We start from the raw sequence: 19,815 nt of genomic DNA, 5'->3' as shown, positions 1-19,815 counted from the left end.
TCGAGGTGCGTTGCTAAAAGCGTCCCTTCAGACCGAGGCTGCTCGGCCCGGCGGTGACGGCGAGGGACGCGGCCCCGCTCTGCGCGGCCGGAGGCGAGCCTGAGCCGCGCGTCGCCACGAGGTACAGCGTGACGCCGGCCGCTACCGCGGCGGCGCCACCGAGCACATCGGTCACGAGCGCCAGCGTGCGGGTTCGCGAGCGACTGTCTTCGATGTCCGCCTCCGAGCCTGGGACCTTGTCGATGGCCTTGTCGAGCTCGTCCTTGGCGCCCAACGCGAGAACGCCGGTGACCGCCGTGGCCCCCACAAAGACGCCGGTGATGCCGAGGCCTATGTAGACCGGCGTCCAGTTGGCGGGACGCTTGTCGACGGTGCCCACCGCCGGCGCCGGGGCCGGCGCCGCGTCGACGAAGTCCAAGTTCACAGTGAGCGCATCACCGCCCGCGATGTCGACAACCTTCGCGACCGTTTGTCCGCCCGGAAGCGTTGCGGCGACGCGGCGTCGTCCGGCGCTAACGGCTGTGGCCTCGCGCGTGGTGCCCATCGCTACGCTCTGCTCGTCGACAAATATTTCGGCGTTCGAGCGGTTCACCTTCACCGTCAAAAGGGCGATGCGCGCCGACGCCCGCCGCAGTTCGGCGGTGGCGGTCGCCCGACGCTCTTCGGGGATCTCCGCTCCGCCCTGCGCGAGGTAGGCCTCAAGTTCGCGCTTCGCGCAGGGGTAGTCCTGCACTTCGGCACACGACTGGGCGATGTTGTAGTGAATGCGCCAGTTCTGGACGAGCTCGTAGGCGCGCCGAAATTCGATGATCGCGGCGCGGTAGTCGCCGTCCTTGTAGAGGTCGACGCCGCGCTGAAAGCGACCGCGCGCCTCCTCCGTGCGTTTGCCGTCGTCCCCTTCGGCGTGGGCCACCGATGAAACGGAGCACGCGAGAGCGAAGCCAGCCACCGTCCACGTTGCGCGATTCATGTTGCTCTCCGACGAAGAGGGATCACCATCAGAACGGGATCCTGGTGTCGATGTCTCGCGGCGTTCGCTTCACGCCCTCTTCGAACGCGGGGGCGCTGCTCGCGGCGGTCGCCGTCGTGATGGGGGTAGAGGACCCGCGGGGACGTGGTCCCGGCGTGCGCCGGTCCGCGAGCTCGATGGCGACGGTCTGGTCGCGATCAAAGAGCACCTCGCGGGTCGTGCTTCGGCGACCGGGCGCGCTCGCCGTAAGTGAGTGGCGCGTCGTGGCGTCGAGGGGGCGCACGAGCTCGCCGGCGGCGATGGGCGCCCCGTCGAGCAGGAGCGCGGCGCTCGGTGGTTCGACGACGAGGGCAATGCGGACCGTCGCCGGAGCCTTCGGCGTCTCGGCCGACGCGGGAGGTGGTGCAGCGGCGGACGGTGGCGCAACCGCGGAAGGCGCCGGCGCACTTGCGGGCGGGGCGCTCGCCGAAGCCGGTGGAATCGCCGGGGCCGCCTCACGGGCCGTGTCGCTGACGCCCTTGGCCAGGAAGAACGTGGCCGCCGCGCTCGCGGCGACCGTGAACGTCACGGCGACCGTCACGATGAAGGCGCCGCGCCGGTTGGCGCGGTTGGCCGAGTGATCGCGGGCGACGGCGGACGGTGAGTCCTCGCGGTCGTCGCCCTCGGGCGTCGGCGTGCCGGGGCTCGCGGGCGTCGAGAACGGCATCGCGCCGTTGGGCTGGGACAGCTGCGCCGCGATGGTCTTCTTGAGCTTCTGGTGCTCACCCTCAAAGACCTCGCGAAGCACGCGACCCACGTCGCGTGGCTGAGGATTGCTTGCGGAGCGCAAGTATTCTTCGAGGGCGAGCTGCATCTCTTCCGCCGTGGCGAATCGCTCTCGGGGGTCGTACGCGAGCGCCTTCGTGGCGATGGCGACGAGCTCCGCCGGCGCCTCCGGCGCCGCCTCTCGGAGGTTGGGGATCTCGTCCGCGAGCCGCGCCGCCAGCGCCGCCACCTCGTGGGTGCCCGGCTCGACGAGGCGCCGCCCCGCGAGCGCCTCCCACATCATGACGCCGACCGAGAACACGTCGGCGCGGCGGTCGACGCTGCCGCCGAGCGCCTGCTCCGGGGCCATGTAGCCGATCTTGCCCTTCATCATGCCGGAGCTGGTCTGGCTCGGCGCGCTTGCGACCTTGGCGATGCCGAAGTCCAGGACCTTCACGGCGCCGTCGTAGGTCAAAAACACGTTGTGGGGGCTCACGTCGCGATGAACGATGCCGAGCGGGCGCCCGTCGAAGTCGGCCAGCTCGTGGGCGTAGTGAAGCCCGCACAGGACGTCCGCGAAGATGCGCGCTTGCAGCGCGAGGGGGAACTTTGCGCCGAGGCGCTTCGCGGCGCTGTAGAGGGACTGGCCCTCAAGAAACTCCATCGTCAGGTAAGGCAGTCCGTCGGCGGTTCCGACCTCGTAAGTTTGGACGACGTTCGCGTGGTTCAGCCGCGCCGCGATGCGCGCCTCCTGCACGAACATCGCGGTGAGCGCGGTCTCGTCGCGCAGGTCCTCCTTGAGCGCCTTGATCACGAGCAGCTTCGTGAAGCCCGGCTGCTTCTCGGAGGACGCCAGGTAGACCTTGCCCATGCCGCCATGACCAAGGACGCCGAGGACACGGAAGCCCGGAAACTCCATCAGCGGGTCCCCAATGCCTCGCGGCGGCGGATATTTCCGGCGGCCCCAAGTCCCACAGCCATCGTGGGCCGATGATACCCGATCGGTCCGAGAGAGCCCCCTCGGTGTCGACGGGCCCCCGAAAAGCTCCACCTCGCCCCGTGATCGCCCTACACTTTGCGGTCATGAGTCGGCCTCGAAGCGCAGCCGTGTTGTCGGCGCTCTTCCTCGTCGGGTGTCAGGTGATCCTCGTCACCGACAAGAAGCAGTGCGCGTCCAACGCCGACTGCGTAGCGAAGGGCGGCGCGAACCTCGTCTGCGTGGAGAGCGTCTGCCGCGTCCCGGCCGACGCGGGTCTCGGCGATGCGGCGACCGACGGCGGTGAGCCGTGGGCGTGCCTCGCGAACCCGCCCGGAAAGCCGCTGGAGGACCGCTCGAAGCTGCTCATTAGGCGCAATCGCTACGTCGTCTACAGCCAGGACGACTGCGAGCACAAGCGCCCGGTCCCGGACATGGGCGTCAAGCTCTGCTCGCAACGCGACGTCGCGTGTCTGAGCCCCGTTGAGACTGCGCGATCCGATTGCGACGGCTACTTCAACCTCACGGCGGTCTACGTCGGCTTCGAGGGCTACCTGCTCTTGACACCGCCGCGGCCCCAGCTCCAGGACGGAGCGACGGCCTGGTCACCGAAGGTGCGGCAGTGCTTTCAGGAGCTCGCCGCCAAGGAGGCGGCGGAGGGCAAGTCGCAAGAGCGGTGCGCGGTGCGCCTCGGCACCTCGGGTGAGGCCATCGTGGGCCTCCCACCCGACCTGATGCCGGGCATCGAGATGCTTGTGCCGCCTCCGTCGACGAGCGATGACCCGGCGAGCAGTATCCCTCCGAGCAACTCCACGGTCTCTTTCAGCGAGAACACGCTTCGAAGTTTGACGGCCGCCATCGGGCTCGCTTTTGACCCCAACGCAGGGCACCTCGCCGTGTCGGCGCGTGATTGCGCCGACAGGGCGGCGGCCGGCGTCGCCATCACCTTGGCGGGCGGTATCGGCCCTACGAGCCAGGTCTTCTACACGGACGCCCAGGGGCTGCCGAACACCAATCAGGGCGAGACGTCCACGGAAGGCGACACCGGCTACCTCAACCTCGATGCCGGACCTACGGGGCTCGCGTCGCTCTCGGTGACCGCCACGCGCCAGTCGACGCGCGAGCGCGTCGGCGTCTACGCGGCCCTCATCCGCAGCGGCCACTCGACCATCTTCAACATGGCGCCGCTCAAGAACTGAGCGGCGTGTCACTCGCCGGCGCGCACGTAGTCGGCGATGATCGCCTTCATGCGCGCCGGGATGTCGAGGAGCTCCAGGCCGACGGCCGACGTGCGCGCCTCGCGCGGCTTCACCCATCGGACCACGCCGCGGCAAACGGCGATCTCCCCGGTGATCGGCAGGGCGAAGCGAACATGGACCTCCGTGCCCTCGGGCAGCGGAATGGGCATCAGCACCAGCAGCCCTGACTCGGAGAGATCCTCGCTGCGGCCCTCGAGCAACCCCTGCTCGAAGCGCACGCGCACCGGCGTCATGTAGGGGACGCGGGCGTGGCGCCGCGGCGAGCCGTCGCGACTGGGAAGCGGCGGCGGCGTCGAGGTGACCTGTTCGGAGGCCTCTTGGAGCGCGTCGCGGAACTCGCCGGCGTCCTCGAAGCGCGCGCCCGGGTCTCGCGCGAGCGCCCTCATGACCACGTCCTCGACGCCGCGCGGCACTTCGGGACGCAGGTCGCGCACCGGCCGCGCTTCCGTCATCGCCGCCTGGCGGAGGACCTCGCCGTAAGAGCCGGCGAAGGGCACGACGCCCGTCAGGCACTCGTAGAGCGTCACACCGAGCGCATAGACATCGGCTGCCGGCGTGACGAGCCCCGACGCGGTCAGGAGCTCGAGCGGCAAGTACTCCGGCGTGCCGAGCACCGTAGAGGCACGCGAGAGGCGCTCGCCGACGACCGCTGACTCGGGAAGGCGTGCGATGCCAAAGTCGATGAGCTTGAGGCGCTTCTTGTGCGTCTCGGGGCACTGAAGGACCACCAAGTTGCCGGGCTTGATGTCGCGGTGAATGATGCCTGCGTCGTGCACCGCCGCGACAGCCGACGCTGCGCGCTTTCCGATGGCGAGCGCGTCGGCGAGCGGCAGCGCGCCGCGGGCCGCCAAGAGTCCTTCTACGGTGCGGCCCGCGAGCATCTCCATCACGATGTAGGGTCCACCGCCGCTCTCGCCGGCGTCCAAAATGTCGACGACGCCCGGGTGCCGAACGAGCCCCAGCGCGACGGCCTCTTGGATGAGGCGCGCGCGCATCTCCGCTTTGCGTGCGAAGGCGGGCAAGAGTCGTTTTACCGCGACGAGCCGCCCCGTGTAACGATGGCGCGCCTCATGGACGACACACATGCCGCCGCGCCCCGCTTCACGCATCAGCTCATAGCGGTCCGCGACGAGGACCGGCTGCGGGTCGGTGATCACCACGTCGGACGACTGGGGCGGCACGCTCGAGACTTCCACTGTGGATGAGAACGGCACGTGGGGGCCGTCCTTAAGAAACGAACGCGCGCCGGTCGATGCGCGTTAGGCGACCGATCGCTACCGGCGCGGCACCACGTTGTGGCGAACGAGGGCCGCCGCTTCGTCTTCGGCCTTGAAGGCGATGTGCCCGAAGGGGCCGCTCATCGCCACCTCCACCACGGCGACGGCCTCCGCCAGCGCGACGTCTTCGCGGCGCGGAGACCGTGCCGCGAGGCGCCTCGCGCACCTGAGGGCGATCTCCAGCCGGACGAGCAGTTCGCCGAGCGAGCTTTCTTCGGTCCACGAGAGGCCGAAGACGACGTCGGCCGCAAAGTCGCCGAAGGCGTCGCCGGCGTTGCCGCTGGGCGACCGGCGCTCGGCGCGATCGAAGCCTCTGGCGAACGGGCTCTGGCGAGCCGCCACGCGCGTGCCCGTCGCTTCGGCGAGTAGCGCGTCACCAAACCACGCCATCGCCGCACCACTTGAGGTTCCGTCGACCATCGAGCGATGCGCCAAGGCGACGTCGGAGAGGACTGCAAAGGCCGGCTCCGGCAGCGGCGCATCCATCGCCGAAGACGCGGCGAGCGAGCCGCCGAGCAAGCGATCGAGCAGCGGCGCCTCAAGCATCGCGTAACGGTCAAAGCCCACGCGCCTCCGCTTCGTGAGGGCGACGCGGCCCGCGACGTGAAGATCGGCCTTGGCGCCCCGGAGGTCGCGAAGGAGCGGCGCGCCCTCGAGCAGGGCTCGTTCGCCGACGCTGCGGCAGGGGCACCGGTGTGCCGTCGCGAGCCTGCGCCCCTTTGGCGTGGCGACGACGGAGAAGGGGAACCGCCGGCACGCGAGCGGCTTGAACGCGGCGCCGCGCTCGCGGTGAAGGGCGCACCCGCGGTCGCCCTCGAAATACGTGCAGTACGCATCCCGGGTCGCGAGCACCGGCAGGCCCAATCGCGGGTGCGTGGTGACGCTCTCTTTGGCGACGCCAGCGACGCGGGCGCGCTCTTTGAACGACAGCGGTCCGAGCGCGTGAACGTCAGAGCAGCAGACGCCGTCGCCGTGGCACGTGAAGCGCGCGCCCCGTCGGACCGCGAGGCTCACGGCCGCCGCTCAGCGCGGCTTGGACGTGCCCCGCTCGACTTCGCGCATTTCATCGAGGCGGTCGTAGTGGCGGTAGCCGAGCTTGTCGAGTGCGGACTTTGGAGCGAGGCCGATGTCGACGAGCGTCTTCAAGCTGTAGGTCCCGGCGAGCACCGGCGGCCGATAAGCGCGGACCGCCTCGGGCGTGCGGAACGGTTCGAGCGGATAGAGCGTCGCGTTGCCTTGCACGTGAATGAAGTGGGCCGCCGATAGGCGCGCGTCCACCGAGGTGCGTTGGGTGCCGTGATGACGTGGGGCGTCGCGAGGAACGCGCCGCCGGTCAAGATCTCGAGCTCTTGGCCGACCTGCGCCACGATGGCGCCCTCCGGCGGCCGCCCCGGAACCTTGATGCCGGTGGGATGCTCCTTGGTTGCGCGCGTACGCAAGAACAGGCCGCTCGCGTCGTCGGGCTTGCGCGCTGCCAAGCCTTGAGGATCGTAGAACTGCCCGCCCGGCAAGAGCGTGAGCAGGTTGAAGTCGGTGTGCTCTTCGCCCCACAGGATGCCCTTGCCGACCTGCGCGTCGCTGAGCGGGAGGTAGTGCAAGAGGCGCGTCACGTGAGCGGCGCGATCGCAGACGTCGACGAAGGTGCCCTCCGGCAAGGAGAGCGCCACTGCAGCGCCGCGAAGGAGCGTTAGCCCGATGTCGTGGAGGCGCTTGCCCAACCAAAGCGTGCCTTCGCGAAAGCCCGCTGGCTCCGGCTCAGGCCACACGTTGTCCGGGTAGATTTCCGGATAGTCGGCCTTGAGCATCGGGTCGGGATCAAAGGGCGTCGCGAAGTAGCACTCCTTGAAATCCGGTTGCCCGCCGCCGGCGACGGCGGTCTCCGTGTTGGGCGGGGTCCAGCCGCGCTGGAACCAGAGATCGGCGCGCGCGTAAGGGCGCTTGTCCGCCTCCGGCCGAGCCACGAAGGCGCGGAAGGCGTCGTAGAGCTCGCGCAGCTTGGCCCCGTCGATGCCGTGACCGAAGACGTACACAAGACCGTATTGAGCGAAGGCCGTGCGGAGCGCCTCGGCTGCGCGCTTGCGTCGCGCCAAGTCGGTGGAGGCGAGGTCGTCGAGGTCGACAGAGGGAATGGCCAAGTCGGTCATGTCGACGACGCTTCTAGCATCGTTTCGCGGCGCCGGAAGCGGCGGCCGTCGTGCAACGTTTGCGCGATTAAGCGGCGCGCCTGCCGACTACGGGCACGTGACGAAGGACCAGCTGATCTTCACGCGGCCAGCGCTCAGCGAGGCGATTTGCGTGAAGGCCTCTTCGCTGAGATCCAAGTCGCCCTGCTTGCAGCCGGGGCATAGGTCGACGATGCGGACCGTGACCTCGCCCTTGGGGCCCTTCACGCGGACGCATTTGCCGCAAACGCTCTTCTGGTATTGCGCCTTGTTCATGGCGGCGACCATGAGGTTCGCGCTCGCGGAAAAGCCGCATGCGCCGGTGCCGTCGGCGGCGTAGTAGGTCGCTTCCCCCGAGAATGTGGGCACCGGCGCAGCATCCGCGGCCGCGTCGGTGGGCTTGGTCGTCGCCGCCGCGTCGGTGGTCGGCAGGGCCGCGGCGCCCGCGTCGTCGCTCGTGGGGCTCGAGGAGGTGGCGTCGGCAGCGGCCGCGTCGGGAGCGGCCTCGAAGTCGACGGCCGGGTCGTCGCCGCAGGCGGCGACGGCGACGAGCAAGAACACTAGGGACGGAACGAGGGAGCGACGCCGCACGCCTCTCAACGTAGCGCGGTCGGAGACGCCTCGCGAGCGGCGCGGTATCGTTGACCGCCATGGGGACGTCGATCGGCTTGTCGATGATCGTGAAGAACGAGGCGCACGTCGTCGAGCGATGCCTTCGCTCCGTCAAGCCGTTCCTCTCGTACTGGCTCATTGTTGATACTGGTTCAAGCGACCAGACAATGAACGTCATCCGGCACGCAATGGACGGCGTGCCAGGCGAGGTGGTCTCGCGCCCGTGGCGCGATTTCGCAGCGAACCGCACCGAGGCCCTCGAGCTCTCGCGCGAGCACAGCGAATACCTCCTCGTCATCGACGCCGACGACACGCTCGACGTGCCTCCTTCGTTCGTGATGCCCGCCCTCACTGCCGACGCGTACATGCTTCGTGTCGCGTATGGAGCCACGACCTACTTTCGCGCGCATCTTCTCAAGGCGTCGCTGCCGTGGCGCTACGAAGGCGTCGTGCACGAGGCCGTCGCCTGCGACGCGCCCCATCAACAAGTCGTGTTGAAAGGCCCCGTCTACCGCATCGGCGGCGGCGGCGCGCGGTCGCGTGATCCGGAGCGCTTCGCGAAAGACGCCGAGGTGCTCTCGGAAGCCCTGGCTCGCGAGCCGGCAAACACGCGCTACGCGTTCTACCTCGCGCAGAGCTGGCGCGACGCGGACATGCCCGTGGAGGCCCTCGCAGCCTACGAACGGCGGGCGCTCATGGGCGGATGGGACGAGGAGATCACCGTCGCGCTCCTTCAGGCGGCGCTCCTCAGGGAGAAGCTGGGGCATGCGCGTGATCTCGTGTGGGCGGCCTTCCTCAAGGCGTTCCGCTCATGCCCGACGCGAGCGGAGGCGCTCACTGAGCTCGCGCGCTACTGCCGCCTCGGCGGCGACTACGCGCTCGCGCGGGTGTTCGCGCAGTCGGCGTCGGAGATCCCGCGACCACACGACGGTCTCTTTCTCGACGAGTCGGTGTACGCCTGGCGCGCGTTGGATGAGCTGGCGGTCGCCGCGTTCTACGAAGGGTGCCACGACGTGGCCGCGGCGCTCGGGCGACGCCTCCTGACGGAGGGCCGCCTGCCGCCAGAGGAGCGCGCTCGCGTGAGCAAGAACTACGAGCTCTTGCCCGAGGCGGTGCGCGCCGCCGCGGAGGGCAGGTAACGACGCGATTCGCTCACGTCTGGCGTGCACGGGTGATTGCGCCTACTCCTTGGTTCGATGAGCCTCTCGCGGATTGCGCAAACGGCGCTCCTCACGGCCGCCGCGCGGGCCGTTGAGAGCCGCCGCGCAGACGCGCTGTTCAGCGATCCTTGGGCGGACCGCTTCGCCGGCGACGCCGGGCGCGCCATGCTCGAGCGCACCGGTAGCCCTCGTCCGGCGCTCGCGCTCGCTGTGCGCACGCGGTACTTCGACGACGTGGCCCTCGGCGCGTTCGCCGCCGGCGTGCGCACGGCTGCGTCGCTCGCGTGCGGCTTCGACATGCGCCCCGCGCGCCTCGCGGTGCCAGCAGTCCGTTGGTTCGACGTCGATACGGCCGAGACCTTGGCGCACAAGCGGTCGACGCTCGGCGGCGATGACGCGGCGGCGAAGAGCCTTGCCGTCGCCGTCGACATCACGGGCGACTTCGCGGCGCCGCTCGTGGCCGCCGGCTTCGAGCCGTCGGCGCCCGCGCTGCTCTTGGCCGAGGGACTCGTCATGTACCTGCCACCAGAAGACGCGCTTCGCTTCATCGAACGCGTCGGCGCGCTCATGGCGACGGGCAGCGTCTTTGCCTTTGATGTGCCCTCGCCATCAGCGCTCGACAGGGCGGGCTCGATGGCGCGGCACAACGAGGAGCTCGCGCGCGCCGGTGCCGCGTGGCGGTTTGCGACGGCACACCCCGCGGAGCTCTTCGACGCCCAGACGTTCGACGTTGACGTCGTTCACATCGGTCACCCGCGGGCACACTTCGGCCGGCTCTCGGAGCCGCCGTGCGAGGCGCCCACCGACGGCGCCGTCACGTGGCTCGTGACGGCCCGCCGGCGTTAGGCCCGGGCGCCATCAGCTCGCGCGAGCCGAGGCGCGGACCCATCACTTCTCGATGACGTGGCAACCGCCGCAGCCGAAGCCCTCGTGCGTCTTCGGGTCGTACGCCTTGGCGCCGAGCGTGGCGGCCATTTCGGGGACGACCTTCTGCATCATGAACTTCGTCATCTCCGGCTTCGCCGTCATGTGCTTCTTGAACATGTCGGCGGGGCTCAGCTTGGGGAGCGACGCGTTGGGCATCGCGAAGTTGCCGGTCTTCGCCGACGCGCCGTGGCACGTCATGCAGTTGACCTCGGCGAACTCCTTCTTGTCGAAGGCTTGAAACACGGCCGTCATCTTCGGCATGACGACGGTCTTCATGTGCGCCTTTTTCTCGGCCGGCGACATGTCCTTGAAGGCCTTGGCGGGGCCGCCGGCGGGGGCCGCCGGTTCGGCCGTCGTGCCGGCCGGTGCAGCGGCTGTGGGCGCCGTGGGGGCGGAAGGGGCAGACGGCGGCGTCGGTGCGTCGGGTGCCTTGGGCTCGGGCTGGCCGCCACCGCAGGCCACGGCCAGGAGAGAGACAAGAGAGAGAGCCAAAGCAATCGATCGCATGATGTCCTCCGCGCAGCGGCCTCGCTGCGTATTTTTAGCGGACCCGCGTTTAGCACAATTTGCAGATCGAGTGCGGTGGCGCGTTTGCCGTCGCGCCCCGTGACGAGGGCCGGCCCGGGGTGCTAGCTTCGCGCCTCGCCTCTCCCGGCGCGCTTGTTGCCGCGAGAGACCGACGCCGCGCCGCGCGCGAGGAGCCTTCTCCCATGAAGATTCACGAGTACCAGGGCAAACAGATCTTCGCGAAGTACGGGATGCCGATCCCCAAGGGCTACCCGGCCATGACCGTCGACGAAGCGGAGGCCGCTGCCAAGCGCCTCATCGCCGAGACCGGCTCCAACGTCACCGTGGTCAAGGCGCAGATTCACGCTGGCGGCCGCGGCAAGGGCGGCGGCGTGAAGGTCGCCAAGGGCGGCGCCGCCGACGCGCGCGCCCTCGCCGAGAAGATCCTCGGCATGCAGCTCATCACGCACCAGACGGGGCCCGAAGGCCAGAAGGTGCGCCGGCTCTACATCGAGCAAGGCCTCGACATCGAGCGCGAGCTGTACCTCGGGGCTGTCGTCGACCGCGACCGCCGCCGCATCGCCTTCATGGCGTCGACGGAGGGCGGCGTCGAGATCGAGAAGGTCGCCCACGACACGCCCGAGAAGATCATCACGGTGCACGTCGACCCGGTAGTCGGCCTCTCGGCGTATCAGTCGCGGCAGCTCGCCTTCTCGCTCGGCCTCGAGAAACACGGCAAGGAGACCGTCGCCAAGTTCGTGAAGCTGATGGGCTCGCTCTACGAGCTCTTCGTCAAAGAGGACTGCTCGCTCTGCGAGATCAACCCGCTCGTGATCCTCAAGGGCGGCGACGTCGTGGCCCTCGACGCGAAGCTCAACTTCGACGACAACGCCGACTTCCGGCACCCCGGATGGGGCGAGCTCCACGACGCCGACGAGGACGATCCCATCGAGCTCGAGGCGAAGAAGGCTGGCCTCAACTACGTGTCGCTCGACGGCAACGTCGGCTGCCTCGTGAACGGCGCCGGCCTCGCCATGGCCACGATGGACATCATCAAGCACGCCGGTGAGAAGGTCGGCGTCGCGCCGGCGAACTTCCTCGACGTGGGCGGCGGCGCCAACCAAGAGCAAGTCACCAAGGCCTTCAGCATGATCCTGAAGAGCCCCAAGGTGAAGGCGATCTTCGTCAACATCTTCGGCGGCATCATGAAGTGCGACGTCATCGCCGCCGGCGTCGTCGCCGCGGCGAAGGAGCTGGGCCTCAAGGTCCCCGTCATCGTGCGCCTCGAGGGCACCAACGTGGAGCTCGGGCGCAAGATCCTCACCGACAGTGGCCTCGCCATCACCCCCGCCGTCGACATGGCCGACGGTGCAGCGAAGATCGTCAAAGCCGTCTCCGGACAGGCCTGAAGGAACACCACCATGAGCATCCTGGTCGGAAAAGAAACACGGGTCGTCGTTCAGGGAATCACCGGCGGCGCAGGCTCGTTCCACGCGAAACAAATGCTCGAATACGGCACGCAAGTCGTCGCCGGCTGCACGCCGACGCGCGGCGGCGAGAAGTTCGAGAACAAGGTCCCCGTCTTCAACACGGTGGCGCAGGCCGTCAAAGAGACCGGTGCTGACACGAGCTGCATCTTCGTGCCGCCGCCGGGCGCCGCCGACGCGATCCTCGAGGCCTTCGACGCCGGCTGCAACCTCGTCATCTGCATCACCGAGGGCATCCCGGTGATGGACATGATCAAGGTGCGCCGCGTCATCGAGGGCCTGCCGGGCCGTCGCCTCGTGGGCCCCAACTGCCCCGGCGTCATCACGCCCGGCGCCTGCAAGATCGGCATCATGCCAGGTCACATTCACAAACCCGGAAACATCGGTGTCGTCTCGCGCTCCGGCACGCTCACCTACGAGGCCGTGGGCCAGCTCTCGGCGCTCGGCATCGGCCAATCGAGCTGCGTCGGCATCGGCGGCGATCCCGTCGGCGGCATGGACTTCGTGGACGTGCTCGAGCTCTTCCAAGCCGACCCCGACACCCACGGCGTCATCATGATCGGCGAGATCGGCGGCGCCGCCGAGGAGCGCGCCGCGAAGTTCATCAAAGAGAAGATGAACAAGCCGGTGACGTGTTTCATCGCGGGCACGACGGCACCGCCGGGCAAGCGCATGGGCCACGCAGGCGCCATCATCGCCGGCGGCAAGGGCGCCGCCGCCGACAAGATCGCTGCGCTCCAAGCGGCCGGCGCGAAGATCGCGCCGACGCCGAGCGACATGGGCAAGACGCTTCAATCGATGCTGAAGTAGGCACCGTCGATGCCGGCATGCGAGCCCGCGGTAGACCCCGCGAGGCTCGCGCGGGATGATGCCGCCATGTGCTGCTTCTCGCCGGTGTCGGCCCCCGCGTCGTTCTTCGCTCGCCTCTTCGGTGGCAGCGGCGCGGCCTCGCCGCCGGTGCACGTCTCGGACACCAACATCTTTGCGCGCCTTGTCGATGACGCGACGCAAGCGCTCGCCTATTCGCTGGAGCTGAGCGTCGCCGGTGACGTCGCGATGATCCTGCCGGTGCCGGTCGCCACCGGCCTCGGCGAGGACGCGCTCGAGTTCGTCAACCTCGAACGCCACGCCAACTTCTTTGAGCGGCTCGCGACGCTCTTCATGGTGCCCGAACCGGCCGCCAAGAGTCGCGGAGGCTTCGACTTTGCGCCGCAGTCACGGCCCGTGTTGCGGGTGCAAGCGGTGGGCTCGTTCGAAGCGTCGTTCGTGCCAACGATGGGCGATTGGGATCGGCTCGATGCGCGCTTTCGGTTGCCCGACGGCGTCTGGCAGAAGCTTGGCGGCTACGACGACTGGGGCTTCGCGGTCTTTCGCCTCGCGCCGGGCAAGAAGGCCAAGATCCATCCGATGGCGTTTCGCTGGAAGACGCGCGCGCCCTCGAAGCTCTTCTTTCCGACGGTGCACGTGCACGACGGCAAGGTGCACGACGTCGCGCGCTTCGATCACACGCTCGATTACCAGACGGGCCCGCTAAAGGTCGGCGCGCACGAGGCGACGCAGAGCGCCGACGAAGCGTCGTTCATGAAGCTCTCGACGGACGCCGAGGGCATTGCCCTCAGGGACGAACGCGTCTTCCGTCGCACGCTGCGCGGCAAGCTCCCGAATCGCGACACCTGGATCGAGGTCGCCGCGGCGAGCTGACGGCTCCCGCTGCGTCGCTCTGCGGCCGAGCCCGGTGGCGCCGGCGTTTGCCAAGAGGGAGGAAGGGAGGGGAGGGGACCACCCGCGAGAAACGCGAGCGCCTCCTCCCCAGCACCGCTAGGCGCTCACTCGTGAACGGTGACCTTGTTCATGCGCACCGGCGTCGTCGGGCGATCCCCCGCGTCGGTCGGGGAGCGCTCGATCTTCTTCACGATGTCCATGCCGGCCGTGACCTTGCCGAAGACCGGGTGCTTCGACGCGCCCGGCGTGAACCAGTCGAGGTAGTGGTTGTGCGCGACGTTGATGAAGAACTGGCAGCTCCCGCTGTTGGGGCGGCCTGTGTTCGCCATTGACAGCGTTCCGACTTCGTTCGAGAGCTTCGCGTCGGGCGGGTGCTCGTCTTTGATGGTGCCCTCGGGACCGTCACCGGTGCCGGCGCGCGGGCTCTTCGGATCCTTGCTGTGCGGGCAGCCGAACTGGAGCATGAAGCCCTCGATGACCCGATGGAAGTGCAGGCCGTCGTAGAAGCCGCTCTTCGCGAGCTTGACGAAGTTCTGCGCCGTGATGGGCATCTTGTCGACGAAGAGCTCGATTTCGATGTTGCCGAGGGACGTTTCGAGCGTGGCGGTCGGGTTTGCCATGGTGTCCTTCCTTGCGCTTCTGCGCGCTTGCCGTGCCGAGGTCTGCGAGAAACGTCGCGCCGCGGAGCGGGCCGGAGCGTAACCGAAGGCACGGCAGCCCAAAAGCCCCGATTGGCGCGCGAACCTCGCCGTCGCGGCCGCCACGGCTGATCGCTGCGTCAGCCTTCCGAGGCGGAGATGACGCGGTTTCGGCCCGCCTGCTTGGCGCGGTACAGGCGCTGATCGGCGAGGACCACGAGCGTCGACTTGTCTTTGCGTGCGCCGCAGCACTTGAGCGAGGCGGCGCCGCCGCTGGCGGTGACACGAATGGTGGGGCCATCGGGGACGGCGAAGGTGCTGGCCTCGACGGCTTTGCGCAGCCGCTCGCCGAAGATGGCCGCGCCTTCGATGGGCGTGCCCCGCAGCACCAGCACGAACTCTTCGCCGCCGTAGCGCGCGACGATGTCTTCGGCGCGGCGGCCGCCCATCAAGATCTGCGCAACGCCCACGAGCACCGCGTCGCCGGCCGGGTGGCCGTGCGTGTCGTTCACTTTCTTGAAGTGGTCGACGTCGAACAAGAGAAGCGAAAGCTCGGTGTTGTGACGGACCGCGAAGGCCACCTCGGCGTCGAGGCGGTCGTCGAGGTGCTTACGGTTGAAGACCTTCGTGAGGCCGTCGAAGAGCGCCGCCTCGTAGATCTTCCGCATCGCCGACTCTTCTTCTTCGTCGACCATGCTGAAGCGGAGGAGCACCGTGGGGCCCAGGCGAATGCGGTCGCCGTCCTTGAGCGCTTGCGGCGCCACGACGCGCTCGTCGTTGAGGAAGCTGCCGTTCGTCGACTTGTTGTCGACGAACATGTACTCGCCAGCCAGGGCGACGATGCGCGCGTGGGAGCTCGAGACGGCGGCCTCGTCGATGCGCAAGGTCTGATCCTCGCCGCGGCCGATGGAGAGGACCTCGCCGCGAGGAATCGTCACCACGCGCCCCAAGTCCTGGCCGCTCGCGAGGGTCACCACGGCGCGGAGCCGGCGCTGGCTCGTCGGCTCCTCCTTCACGACGAGCGTGCGGGTCCGGGGTTTGTCGTCCTCGAAGGTCATCCGATATGAAACATCCCGCGGCCGAGGCCCCGCTGTAAAGCGAAGGCTGACTTGGTGGCCCATTTTGCCGGGGTCTGGCCACCCGAGACCCGTTGCGCTGCGGACGATTCTCCCGTAGAAGGCCGCAAAGTCCCGCCCCCACGAGCTTTTTCGAGGGGGCCTTCGTGACTCAACCGTCCACCTGGAGTCCGGTCCATGGCCCTCGAACGCACCTTCTTCATCATCAAGCCCGACGCCGTCGAAAAGAACAAGACCGGCGCCATCCTCGCGCGCATCGAAGAGGAGGGCTTCAAGGTCGTGGCGCTCCGTCGCATGCAGCTCTCGCAGAAGGTCGCCGAAGGCTTCTACGCCGTTCACAAGGATCGCCCCTTCTTCGGTGAGCTCGTGACCTTCATGACGCGGTCTCCCGTGGTTGTGGGCTGCCTTGAGAAGGCCGACGCCGTCGCCGCCTGGCGCAAGCTCATGGGCGCGACCGATCCCGCCAAGGCGGACGCCGGCACCATCCGCAAGGCCTTCGGCGCCAACGTCGGCGAGAACGCCACGCACGGCTCCGACTCGCTCGACAACGCGAAGATCGAGATCGCGTACTTCTTCACGGGCAACGAGCTTTGAGCCACGGCGGGGGCGGGGCCATCGGTGGGGGGGCGGCGGCGGACCTCGAAGGCCGCCTCCGCTCGCTCATCGAAGCGGCCTTCGACCAGCGTGCGCGGCTCGAAGAGCCGGCCGCGAAGGCCGCGGTTCTCGAGGTGCTCGGTGCGCTCGACGAAGGCGTGCTCCGCGTCGCGTCGCCGCCGGAGGTGAGGGGCGCCGACTGGACGACGCACGCCTGGATCAAGCAGGCCATCCTGCTGTATTTCGCGCTCCGCAAGGTCGAGACGCTCGACGTCGGTCCCTTCGAGTTCCACGACAAGATCCCCCTCAAGAAGGGCTTCGCGAAGGCCGGCGTCCGCGTCGTGCCGCCGGGCGTCGTGCGTTACGGCGCGTTCCTCGAAGCGGGCGCCATCGTGATGCCCGGCTACGTCAACATCGGCGCGCGTGTCGGCGCCGGCAGCATGGTCGACACCTGGGCCACCGTCGGCTCGTGCGCGCAGGTCGGCCGCGATTGTCACTTGGCGGGCGGCGTCGGCATCGGCGGGGTCCTCGAACCGCCGAGCGCGAGGCCCGTCATCATCGAAGACGGCGTCTTCGTGGGCTCGCGGGCCGTCGTCGTCGAAGGTGTTCGCGTCGGACGTGAAGCGGTCGTCGGCGCCGGCGTCGTGCTCACGTCGTCCACGGCCATCCTCGACGTGTCGGGCAGCGAGGTCGTCGAGCATCGCGGCGTCGTGCCGCCGCGCAGCGTGGTCATCCCTGGTTCGCGCGTGAAGAAGTTCCCCGCCGGCGAGTTCGGCGTGCCGTGCGCCCTCATCATCGGCCGCCGCACCGAGTCGACGGACAAGAAGGTTAGCCTCAACGCGGCGCTTCGCGACTTCGCAGTTCCCGTCTGAGGCCGTCTAAGGAGACCTGCGAAGTGGACCCGCGCGCAAAAGCCCTCGACGACACGTTGCTGTGGCTCTGCGCCATCGAGTCGCCCATCGGCGACGAGCAGGCGCTCTGCGACGCCGTGCTCGCGCGGCTCTCGCGACTGCCGCTCGCGGCGCCTGTCCGGCGCACCCTCAATTCGCTCGTCGTGCCGCTCACGCGCAGCGATGCGTCTGGTGACAAGGGGCGCGGCTCCGGAAGGGCGCGACCTCACATCGCCCTCGTCGGGCACCTCGACACGGTGCGGACGGAGAACGGTCCGGCTCGCATCGAGGACGGTCGGTGTTTCGGCGCCGGGTCGAGCGATATGAAGAGCGGCCTCGCGCTCATGCTGGTGCTCGCCGAGTCGATGGAGGCGTTCCCCTGCGATCTGACGCTCGTCTTCTACTCGCGCGAAGAGGGCCCCTTCGCCGACAACGAGCTGGGCCCCGTGCTCCTTGCCGACCCCGAACTCTCACGCGTCGATCTGGCGGTGTGCCTCGAGCCGTCGGACAACCACGTGCAGCTCGGCTGCAACGGCTCGCTTCACGCGACGGTGACGTTCGAGGGGAACACGTCCCTGCGCGCGTCCGTGGCAAGGCGAAAACGCCGTCACGAAGGCCGCGTCGTTTCTCGCCGAGATGCACGCGCGAAAGCCGAGGCTCACACCATCGACGGCTTCGTTTGGAAGAGCGTGATGACCGTGACCCAGGCGAAAGACGGCGGTCGCGGCAAGAACGTCGTCCCCGATCGCTTCGTCCTCAACGTGAACCATCGCTTCCCCCCGGACGTGTCGGTTGAGGACGCCAAGGCCAACGTGGTGTCGGCGGTTGCCGGGCGCGCCCACGTGGAGTTCGTCGACGTCTCGCCGCCGGCGCCGCCCAACGCGAAGCATCCGCTCGTGCGGGCGCTCTTGGAAGCCGGCGTCGCGGGGGTCGCGCCCAAACAGGCATGGACCGACGTCGGGCGGTTCGCCGCGCTGGGCATCCCCGCGGTGAACTGGGGTCCCGGCGAAAATGCGCAGGCGCACCAGCGAAACGAGTCGACGTCGCTCTCGCTTGTGCACGAAGGCGACCGAATTCTGCGCCGGTTCCTCCACGCCGCGGGCGCGTAGGGGTCTCCCGGCCCGCGGCGACCGACCCGGCGGTGTACGCGCGCTGACCACGGAGAAGGGGCCTTGCGCGTCATCTCTCACTCACCGATCGAAAGAGGCGCTCATCGGCGTTCGATTGGCCGTTGCACCATGATAAGAAAGAAGGCCATGACGTCCCCGACCGTTATCGCTCTCTCTTTGGTCCTCGCTGTCTCGGCTCTCGGTTGCGCGGGGGCCACGGGTCCCGGCACCGGCGCCACCACGGGCGGCGCCGCCGCTGCGGGCGATTCGCACGCGCTCATCGGCAAGCCAGCTCCTGATTTTTCCCTCGCTTCCGTCAACGGCCAAGGCAAGTTCTCGCTCGCCTCCATGAAGGGCAAAGTGGTCATCGTCGACTTCTGGGCGACGTGGTGCGAGCCCTGCAAGAAGTCCTTCCCGAAGCTCCAGGAGCTTAACGTGAAGTACAAGGCGAGCGGCCTCGAGATCATTGGCATCTCGGAAGACGACGAGAACCACGGCGTCGCCGACTTCGGCAAGAACTTCGGCGCCAAGTTCCCGCTCGGGTGGGATCAGGGGAAGAGCATCGCGAGCAAGTGGGACCCGAAGACCATGCCGACCTCGTTCATCGTCGACAAGAAGGGCATCGTTCGCTTCGTTCACCTCGGCTACCATGACGGGGACGAGGCGAAGATGGAGCAGCAAGTGAAGAGCTTGCTCTGATCGTCCGTCTGTCTCAGGCTTGAGCTTCTGTGCAGTGTGCGGGGCGACGTCGACGCGGGCGGGGGCTTGGCGCTGGTGGCTGAGTTCGTCGGCTGGCTTACTCTGAGTTCGTTCGTGGCTTGATCGGCAGACGAAACCGAGCGCATCGCGCTCGGGGGAGGATCACGGCCTTGAGGTTCTGGCTGCGTCGGTGTTGCGAGCTGGGCATCGCGATCACCCTGTTGTGCGGCTCCGGTCCGCTGTCGCCGGCGCAAAGCGCCGATCCGCGGCGCGAGCTGGCGAACGCCGAGGACTTCCGGTTGCGGGTGAGCGCGGCGCTCTCGCTCGGGCGCTCGCGGGCGGCTGACTCACGCGCACTTTTGGAGCGCGCCCTCACCGATTCGCACCCTTCGGTGCGGGCAGCGGCTGCCGCTGCCCTCGGCGCCATCGGCGACGAAGCGGCGTTGCCGGTCCTCGAGCGACGCCTGGGCGGCGAGTCGTCGGAGAGCGTGCGCTCGCAGCTCCGCACGACGATCGCGTCGCTCAAGAAGTCCGAACCGGCGCCGGCCGCGCCCGTCACGGCCAAGCGCTACGGGCTTCAGTTGGGCAAGGTCGTCGTCAAGTCGGGCTCGCGCGAGCAAGAGCTTCACAACGTGTTTCGTGAATCGACGCAGCGGCGCATCGCGTCGTTGCCCGGCGCGGTCGTCGTGGCCGATGGCGAGAGAAGAGCGCCGGAATGCCGCTCTTGATCATCGACGGTCGCCTCGCGAAGCTCGCGCAGCAGGCCGATGCCAACGGCAACGTCGGGGTGACGGCGCAGGTCGAGTTCACGGTGCGCAAGGCGCCCGAGAACACGCTGCGAGGCTCGCTCAGCGGTGCGGCCACGAGCGTCGGCACGGCGAAGTCACTCGCCGCGGGGCCGCGTCGCATCCATGCGCTGCAAGACCAAGCCGTCGAAGGCGCCGTCGACAGCGCCATGAAGGGCGCCGACGAAGGACTCCTGCGCGCTTCTCGCTAGCGAGGGCTG

At 68.6% G+C, this 19,815-nt stretch carries 19 protein-coding genes and 2 pseudogenes; 12 read left to right on the top strand and 9 right to left on the bottom strand.

Going from position 1 to position 19,815, the window contains the following annotated elements; all coding sequences use genetic code 11:
- Positions 1-13 precede the first annotated feature (13 nt).
- Positions 14-970 (bottom strand): hypothetical protein, encoded by a 957-nt coding sequence (locus IPG50_39150; protein MBK6698161.1) that lies wholly within the window; start codon positions 968-970, stop codon positions 14-16.
- Positions 971-998: 28 nt separating this feature from the next.
- On the bottom strand, positions 999-2,633 hold the full coding sequence (locus IPG50_39145; GenBank protein MBK6698160.1) for a serine/threonine protein kinase: 1,635 nt from the start codon (positions 2,631-2,633) through the stop codon (positions 999-1,001).
- Positions 2,634-2,797: 164 nt separating this feature from the next.
- Here IPG50_39145 and IPG50_39140 point away from each other — a divergent pair, with 164 nt between their 5' ends.
- Positions 2,798-3,889 carry a hypothetical protein gene (locus IPG50_39140; GenBank protein MBK6698159.1) on the top strand — a complete coding sequence of 364 codons (1,092 nt, stop codon included), beginning with the start codon at positions 2,798-2,800 and terminating at the stop codon, positions 3,887-3,889.
- A gap of 8 nt (positions 3,890-3,897) precedes the next feature.
- On the opposite strand, the gene IPG50_39135 is transcribed toward IPG50_39140, so the two are convergent.
- The 4 genes and pseudogenes from IPG50_39135 to IPG50_39120 all read right to left on the bottom strand — a co-directional run bounded on the left by IPG50_39135 (position 3,898) and on the right by IPG50_39120 (position 7,820).
- Positions 3,898-5,163, bottom strand: coding sequence for a protein kinase (locus IPG50_39135; GenBank protein MBK6698158.1), 1,266 nt, complete (start codon positions 5,161-5,163; stop codon positions 3,898-3,900).
- A gap of 60 nt (positions 5,164-5,223) precedes the next feature.
- Positions 5,224-6,240 carry a hypothetical protein gene (locus IPG50_39130; GenBank protein ID MBK6698157.1) on the bottom strand — a complete coding sequence of 339 codons (1,017 nt, stop codon included), beginning with the start codon at positions 6,238-6,240 and terminating at the stop codon, positions 5,224-5,226.
- Positions 6,241-6,249: 9 nt separating this feature from the next.
- Positions 6,250-7,370, bottom strand: a pseudogene (locus IPG50_39125) (isopenicillin N synthase family oxygenase).
- An 87-nt stretch (positions 7,371-7,457) separates the two neighbouring features.
- The gene (locus IPG50_39120; GenBank protein ID MBK6698156.1) at positions 7,458-7,820 is read right to left on the bottom strand and encodes a hypothetical protein; all 363 of its coding nucleotides are present in this window, start codon (positions 7,818-7,820) and stop codon (positions 7,458-7,460) included.
- Between the two features lie 218 nt (positions 7,821-8,038).
- Between IPG50_39120 and IPG50_39115 the strand changes: the two genes are divergently transcribed.
- The gene (locus IPG50_39115; protein MBK6698155.1) at positions 8,039-9,139 is read left to right on the top strand and encodes a glycosyltransferase family 2 protein; all 1,101 of its coding nucleotides are present in this window, start codon (positions 8,039-8,041) and stop codon (positions 9,137-9,139) included.
- Between the two features lie 57 nt (positions 9,140-9,196).
- A complete protein-coding gene (locus tag IPG50_39110; protein MBK6698154.1) occupies positions 9,197-10,006 on the top strand; it encodes an SAM-dependent methyltransferase in 810 nt (269 codons plus the stop codon).
- Between the two features lie 42 nt (positions 10,007-10,048).
- Here the strand turns inward: IPG50_39110 and IPG50_39105 are convergent, their stop codons facing one another.
- Positions 10,049-10,594, bottom strand: a complete 546-nt coding sequence (locus tag IPG50_39105; protein ID MBK6698153.1) for a hypothetical protein — start codon at positions 10,592-10,594, stop codon at positions 10,049-10,051.
- A gap of 203 nt (positions 10,595-10,797) precedes the next feature.
- Here IPG50_39105 and sucC point away from each other — a divergent pair, with 203 nt between their 5' ends.
- From sucC to IPG50_39090, 3 genes are all read left to right on the top strand, one after another.
- Positions 10,798-12,003: an ADP-forming succinate--CoA ligase subunit beta gene (sucC, locus tag IPG50_39100; protein ID MBK6698152.1), complete on the top strand. Its 1,206-nt coding sequence runs from the start codon at positions 10,798-10,800 to the stop codon at positions 12,001-12,003.
- 12 nt (positions 12,004-12,015) lie between these two features.
- A complete protein-coding gene (gene sucD / locus IPG50_39095) occupies positions 12,016-12,891 on the top strand; it encodes a succinate--CoA ligase subunit alpha (GenBank protein MBK6698151.1) in 876 nt (291 codons plus the stop codon).
- Between the two features lie 66 nt (positions 12,892-12,957).
- A complete protein-coding gene (locus IPG50_39090) occupies positions 12,958-13,782 on the top strand; it encodes a hypothetical protein (protein ID MBK6698150.1) in 825 nt (274 codons plus the stop codon).
- Positions 13,783-13,907: 125 nt separating this feature from the next.
- On the opposite strand, the gene IPG50_39085 is transcribed toward IPG50_39090, so the two are convergent.
- A complete protein-coding gene (locus IPG50_39085) occupies positions 13,908-14,423 on the bottom strand; it encodes a peptidylprolyl isomerase (protein MBK6698149.1) in 516 nt (171 codons plus the stop codon).
- 158 nt (positions 14,424-14,581) lie between these two features.
- On the bottom strand, positions 14,582-15,499 hold the full coding sequence (locus tag IPG50_39080; protein ID MBK6698148.1) for a diguanylate cyclase: 918 nt from the start codon (positions 15,497-15,499) through the stop codon (positions 14,582-14,584).
- A gap of 195 nt (positions 15,500-15,694) precedes the next feature.
- Between IPG50_39080 and ndk the strand changes: the two genes are divergently transcribed.
- From ndk to IPG50_39050, 6 genes and pseudogenes are all read left to right on the top strand, one after another.
- Positions 15,695-16,111: a nucleoside-diphosphate kinase gene (ndk, locus tag IPG50_39075; GenBank protein ID MBK6698147.1), complete on the top strand. Its 417-nt coding sequence runs from the start codon at positions 15,695-15,697 to the stop codon at positions 16,109-16,111.
- A 20-nt stretch (positions 16,112-16,131) separates the two neighbouring features.
- On the top strand, positions 16,132-16,983 hold the full coding sequence (locus tag IPG50_39070; protein MBK6698146.1) for a 2,3,4,5-tetrahydropyridine-2,6-dicarboxylate N-succinyltransferase: 852 nt from the start codon (positions 16,132-16,134) through the stop codon (positions 16,981-16,983).
- 23 nt (positions 16,984-17,006) lie between these two features.
- Positions 17,007-18,110, top strand: a pseudogene (locus IPG50_39065) (succinyl-diaminopimelate desuccinylase).
- 147 nt (positions 18,111-18,257) lie between these two features.
- Entirely contained in the window at positions 18,258-18,809 is a 552-nt protein-coding gene (locus tag IPG50_39060) for a TlpA family protein disulfide reductase (protein MBK6698145.1), read from the top strand.
- Positions 18,810-18,901: 92 nt separating this feature from the next.
- Positions 18,902-19,537, top strand: a complete 636-nt coding sequence (locus tag IPG50_39055) for a HEAT repeat domain-containing protein (GenBank protein MBK6698144.1) — start codon at positions 18,902-18,904, stop codon at positions 19,535-19,537.
- On the top strand, positions 19,525-19,806 hold the full coding sequence (locus IPG50_39050; protein ID MBK6698143.1) for a hypothetical protein: 282 nt from the start codon (positions 19,525-19,527) through the stop codon (positions 19,804-19,806). Before IPG50_39055 ends, IPG50_39050 begins: the two co-directional genes overlap by 13 nt.
- Positions 19,807-19,815: the final 9 nt, after the last annotated feature.

It is taken from the genome of Myxococcales bacterium, assembly GCA_016703425.1.
GTDB lineage: Bacteria > Myxococcota_A > Polyangia > Polyangiales > Polyangiaceae > JADJCA01.
This window is presented reverse-complemented; position numbering and strand designations above follow the sequence as displayed.

Bases quoted from the DNA above. Each gene is read 5' to 3' on its own strand.
- IPG50_39090 (MBK6698150.1), top strand. From the start codon at position 12,958: ATGTGCTGCTTCTCGCCGGTGTCGGCCCCCGCGTCGTTCTTCGCTCGC.
- IPG50_39050 (MBK6698143.1), top strand. From the start codon at position 19,525: ATGCCGCTCTTGATCATCGACGGTCGCCTCGCGAAGCTCGCGCAGCAG.
- IPG50_39115 (MBK6698155.1), top strand. From the start codon at position 8,039: ATGGGGACGTCGATCGGCTTGTCGATGATCGTGAAGAACGAGGCGCAC.
- IPG50_39145 (MBK6698160.1), bottom strand. From the start codon at position 2,633: ATGGAGTTTCCGGGCTTCCGTGTCCTCGGCGTCCTTGGTCATGGCGGC.
- IPG50_39085 (MBK6698149.1), bottom strand. From the start codon at position 14,423: ATGGCAAACCCGACCGCCACGCTCGAAACGTCCCTCGGCAACATCGAA.
- IPG50_39140 (MBK6698159.1), top strand. From the start codon at position 2,798: ATGAGTCGGCCTCGAAGCGCAGCCGTGTTGTCGGCGCTCTTCCTCGTC.
- sucC (MBK6698152.1), top strand. From the start codon at position 10,798: ATGAAGATTCACGAGTACCAGGGCAAACAGATCTTCGCGAAGTACGGG.
- IPG50_39080 (MBK6698148.1), bottom strand. From the start codon at position 15,499: ATGACCTTCGAGGACGACAAACCCCGGACCCGCACGCTCGTCGTGAAG.
- IPG50_39060 (MBK6698145.1), top strand. From the start codon at position 18,258: ATGACGTCCCCGACCGTTATCGCTCTCTCTTTGGTCCTCGCTGTCTCG.
- IPG50_39110 (MBK6698154.1), top strand. From the start codon at position 9,197: ATGAGCCTCTCGCGGATTGCGCAAACGGCGCTCCTCACGGCCGCCGCG.
- IPG50_39150 (MBK6698161.1), bottom strand. From the start codon at position 970: ATGAATCGCGCAACGTGGACGGTGGCTGGCTTCGCTCTCGCGTGCTCC.
- ndk (MBK6698147.1), top strand. From the start codon at position 15,695: ATGGCCCTCGAACGCACCTTCTTCATCATCAAGCCCGACGCCGTCGAA.
- IPG50_39105 (MBK6698153.1), bottom strand. From the start codon at position 10,594: ATGCGATCGATTGCTTTGGCTCTCTCTCTTGTCTCTCTCCTGGCCGTG.
- sucD (MBK6698151.1), top strand. From the start codon at position 12,016: ATGAGCATCCTGGTCGGAAAAGAAACACGGGTCGTCGTTCAGGGAATC.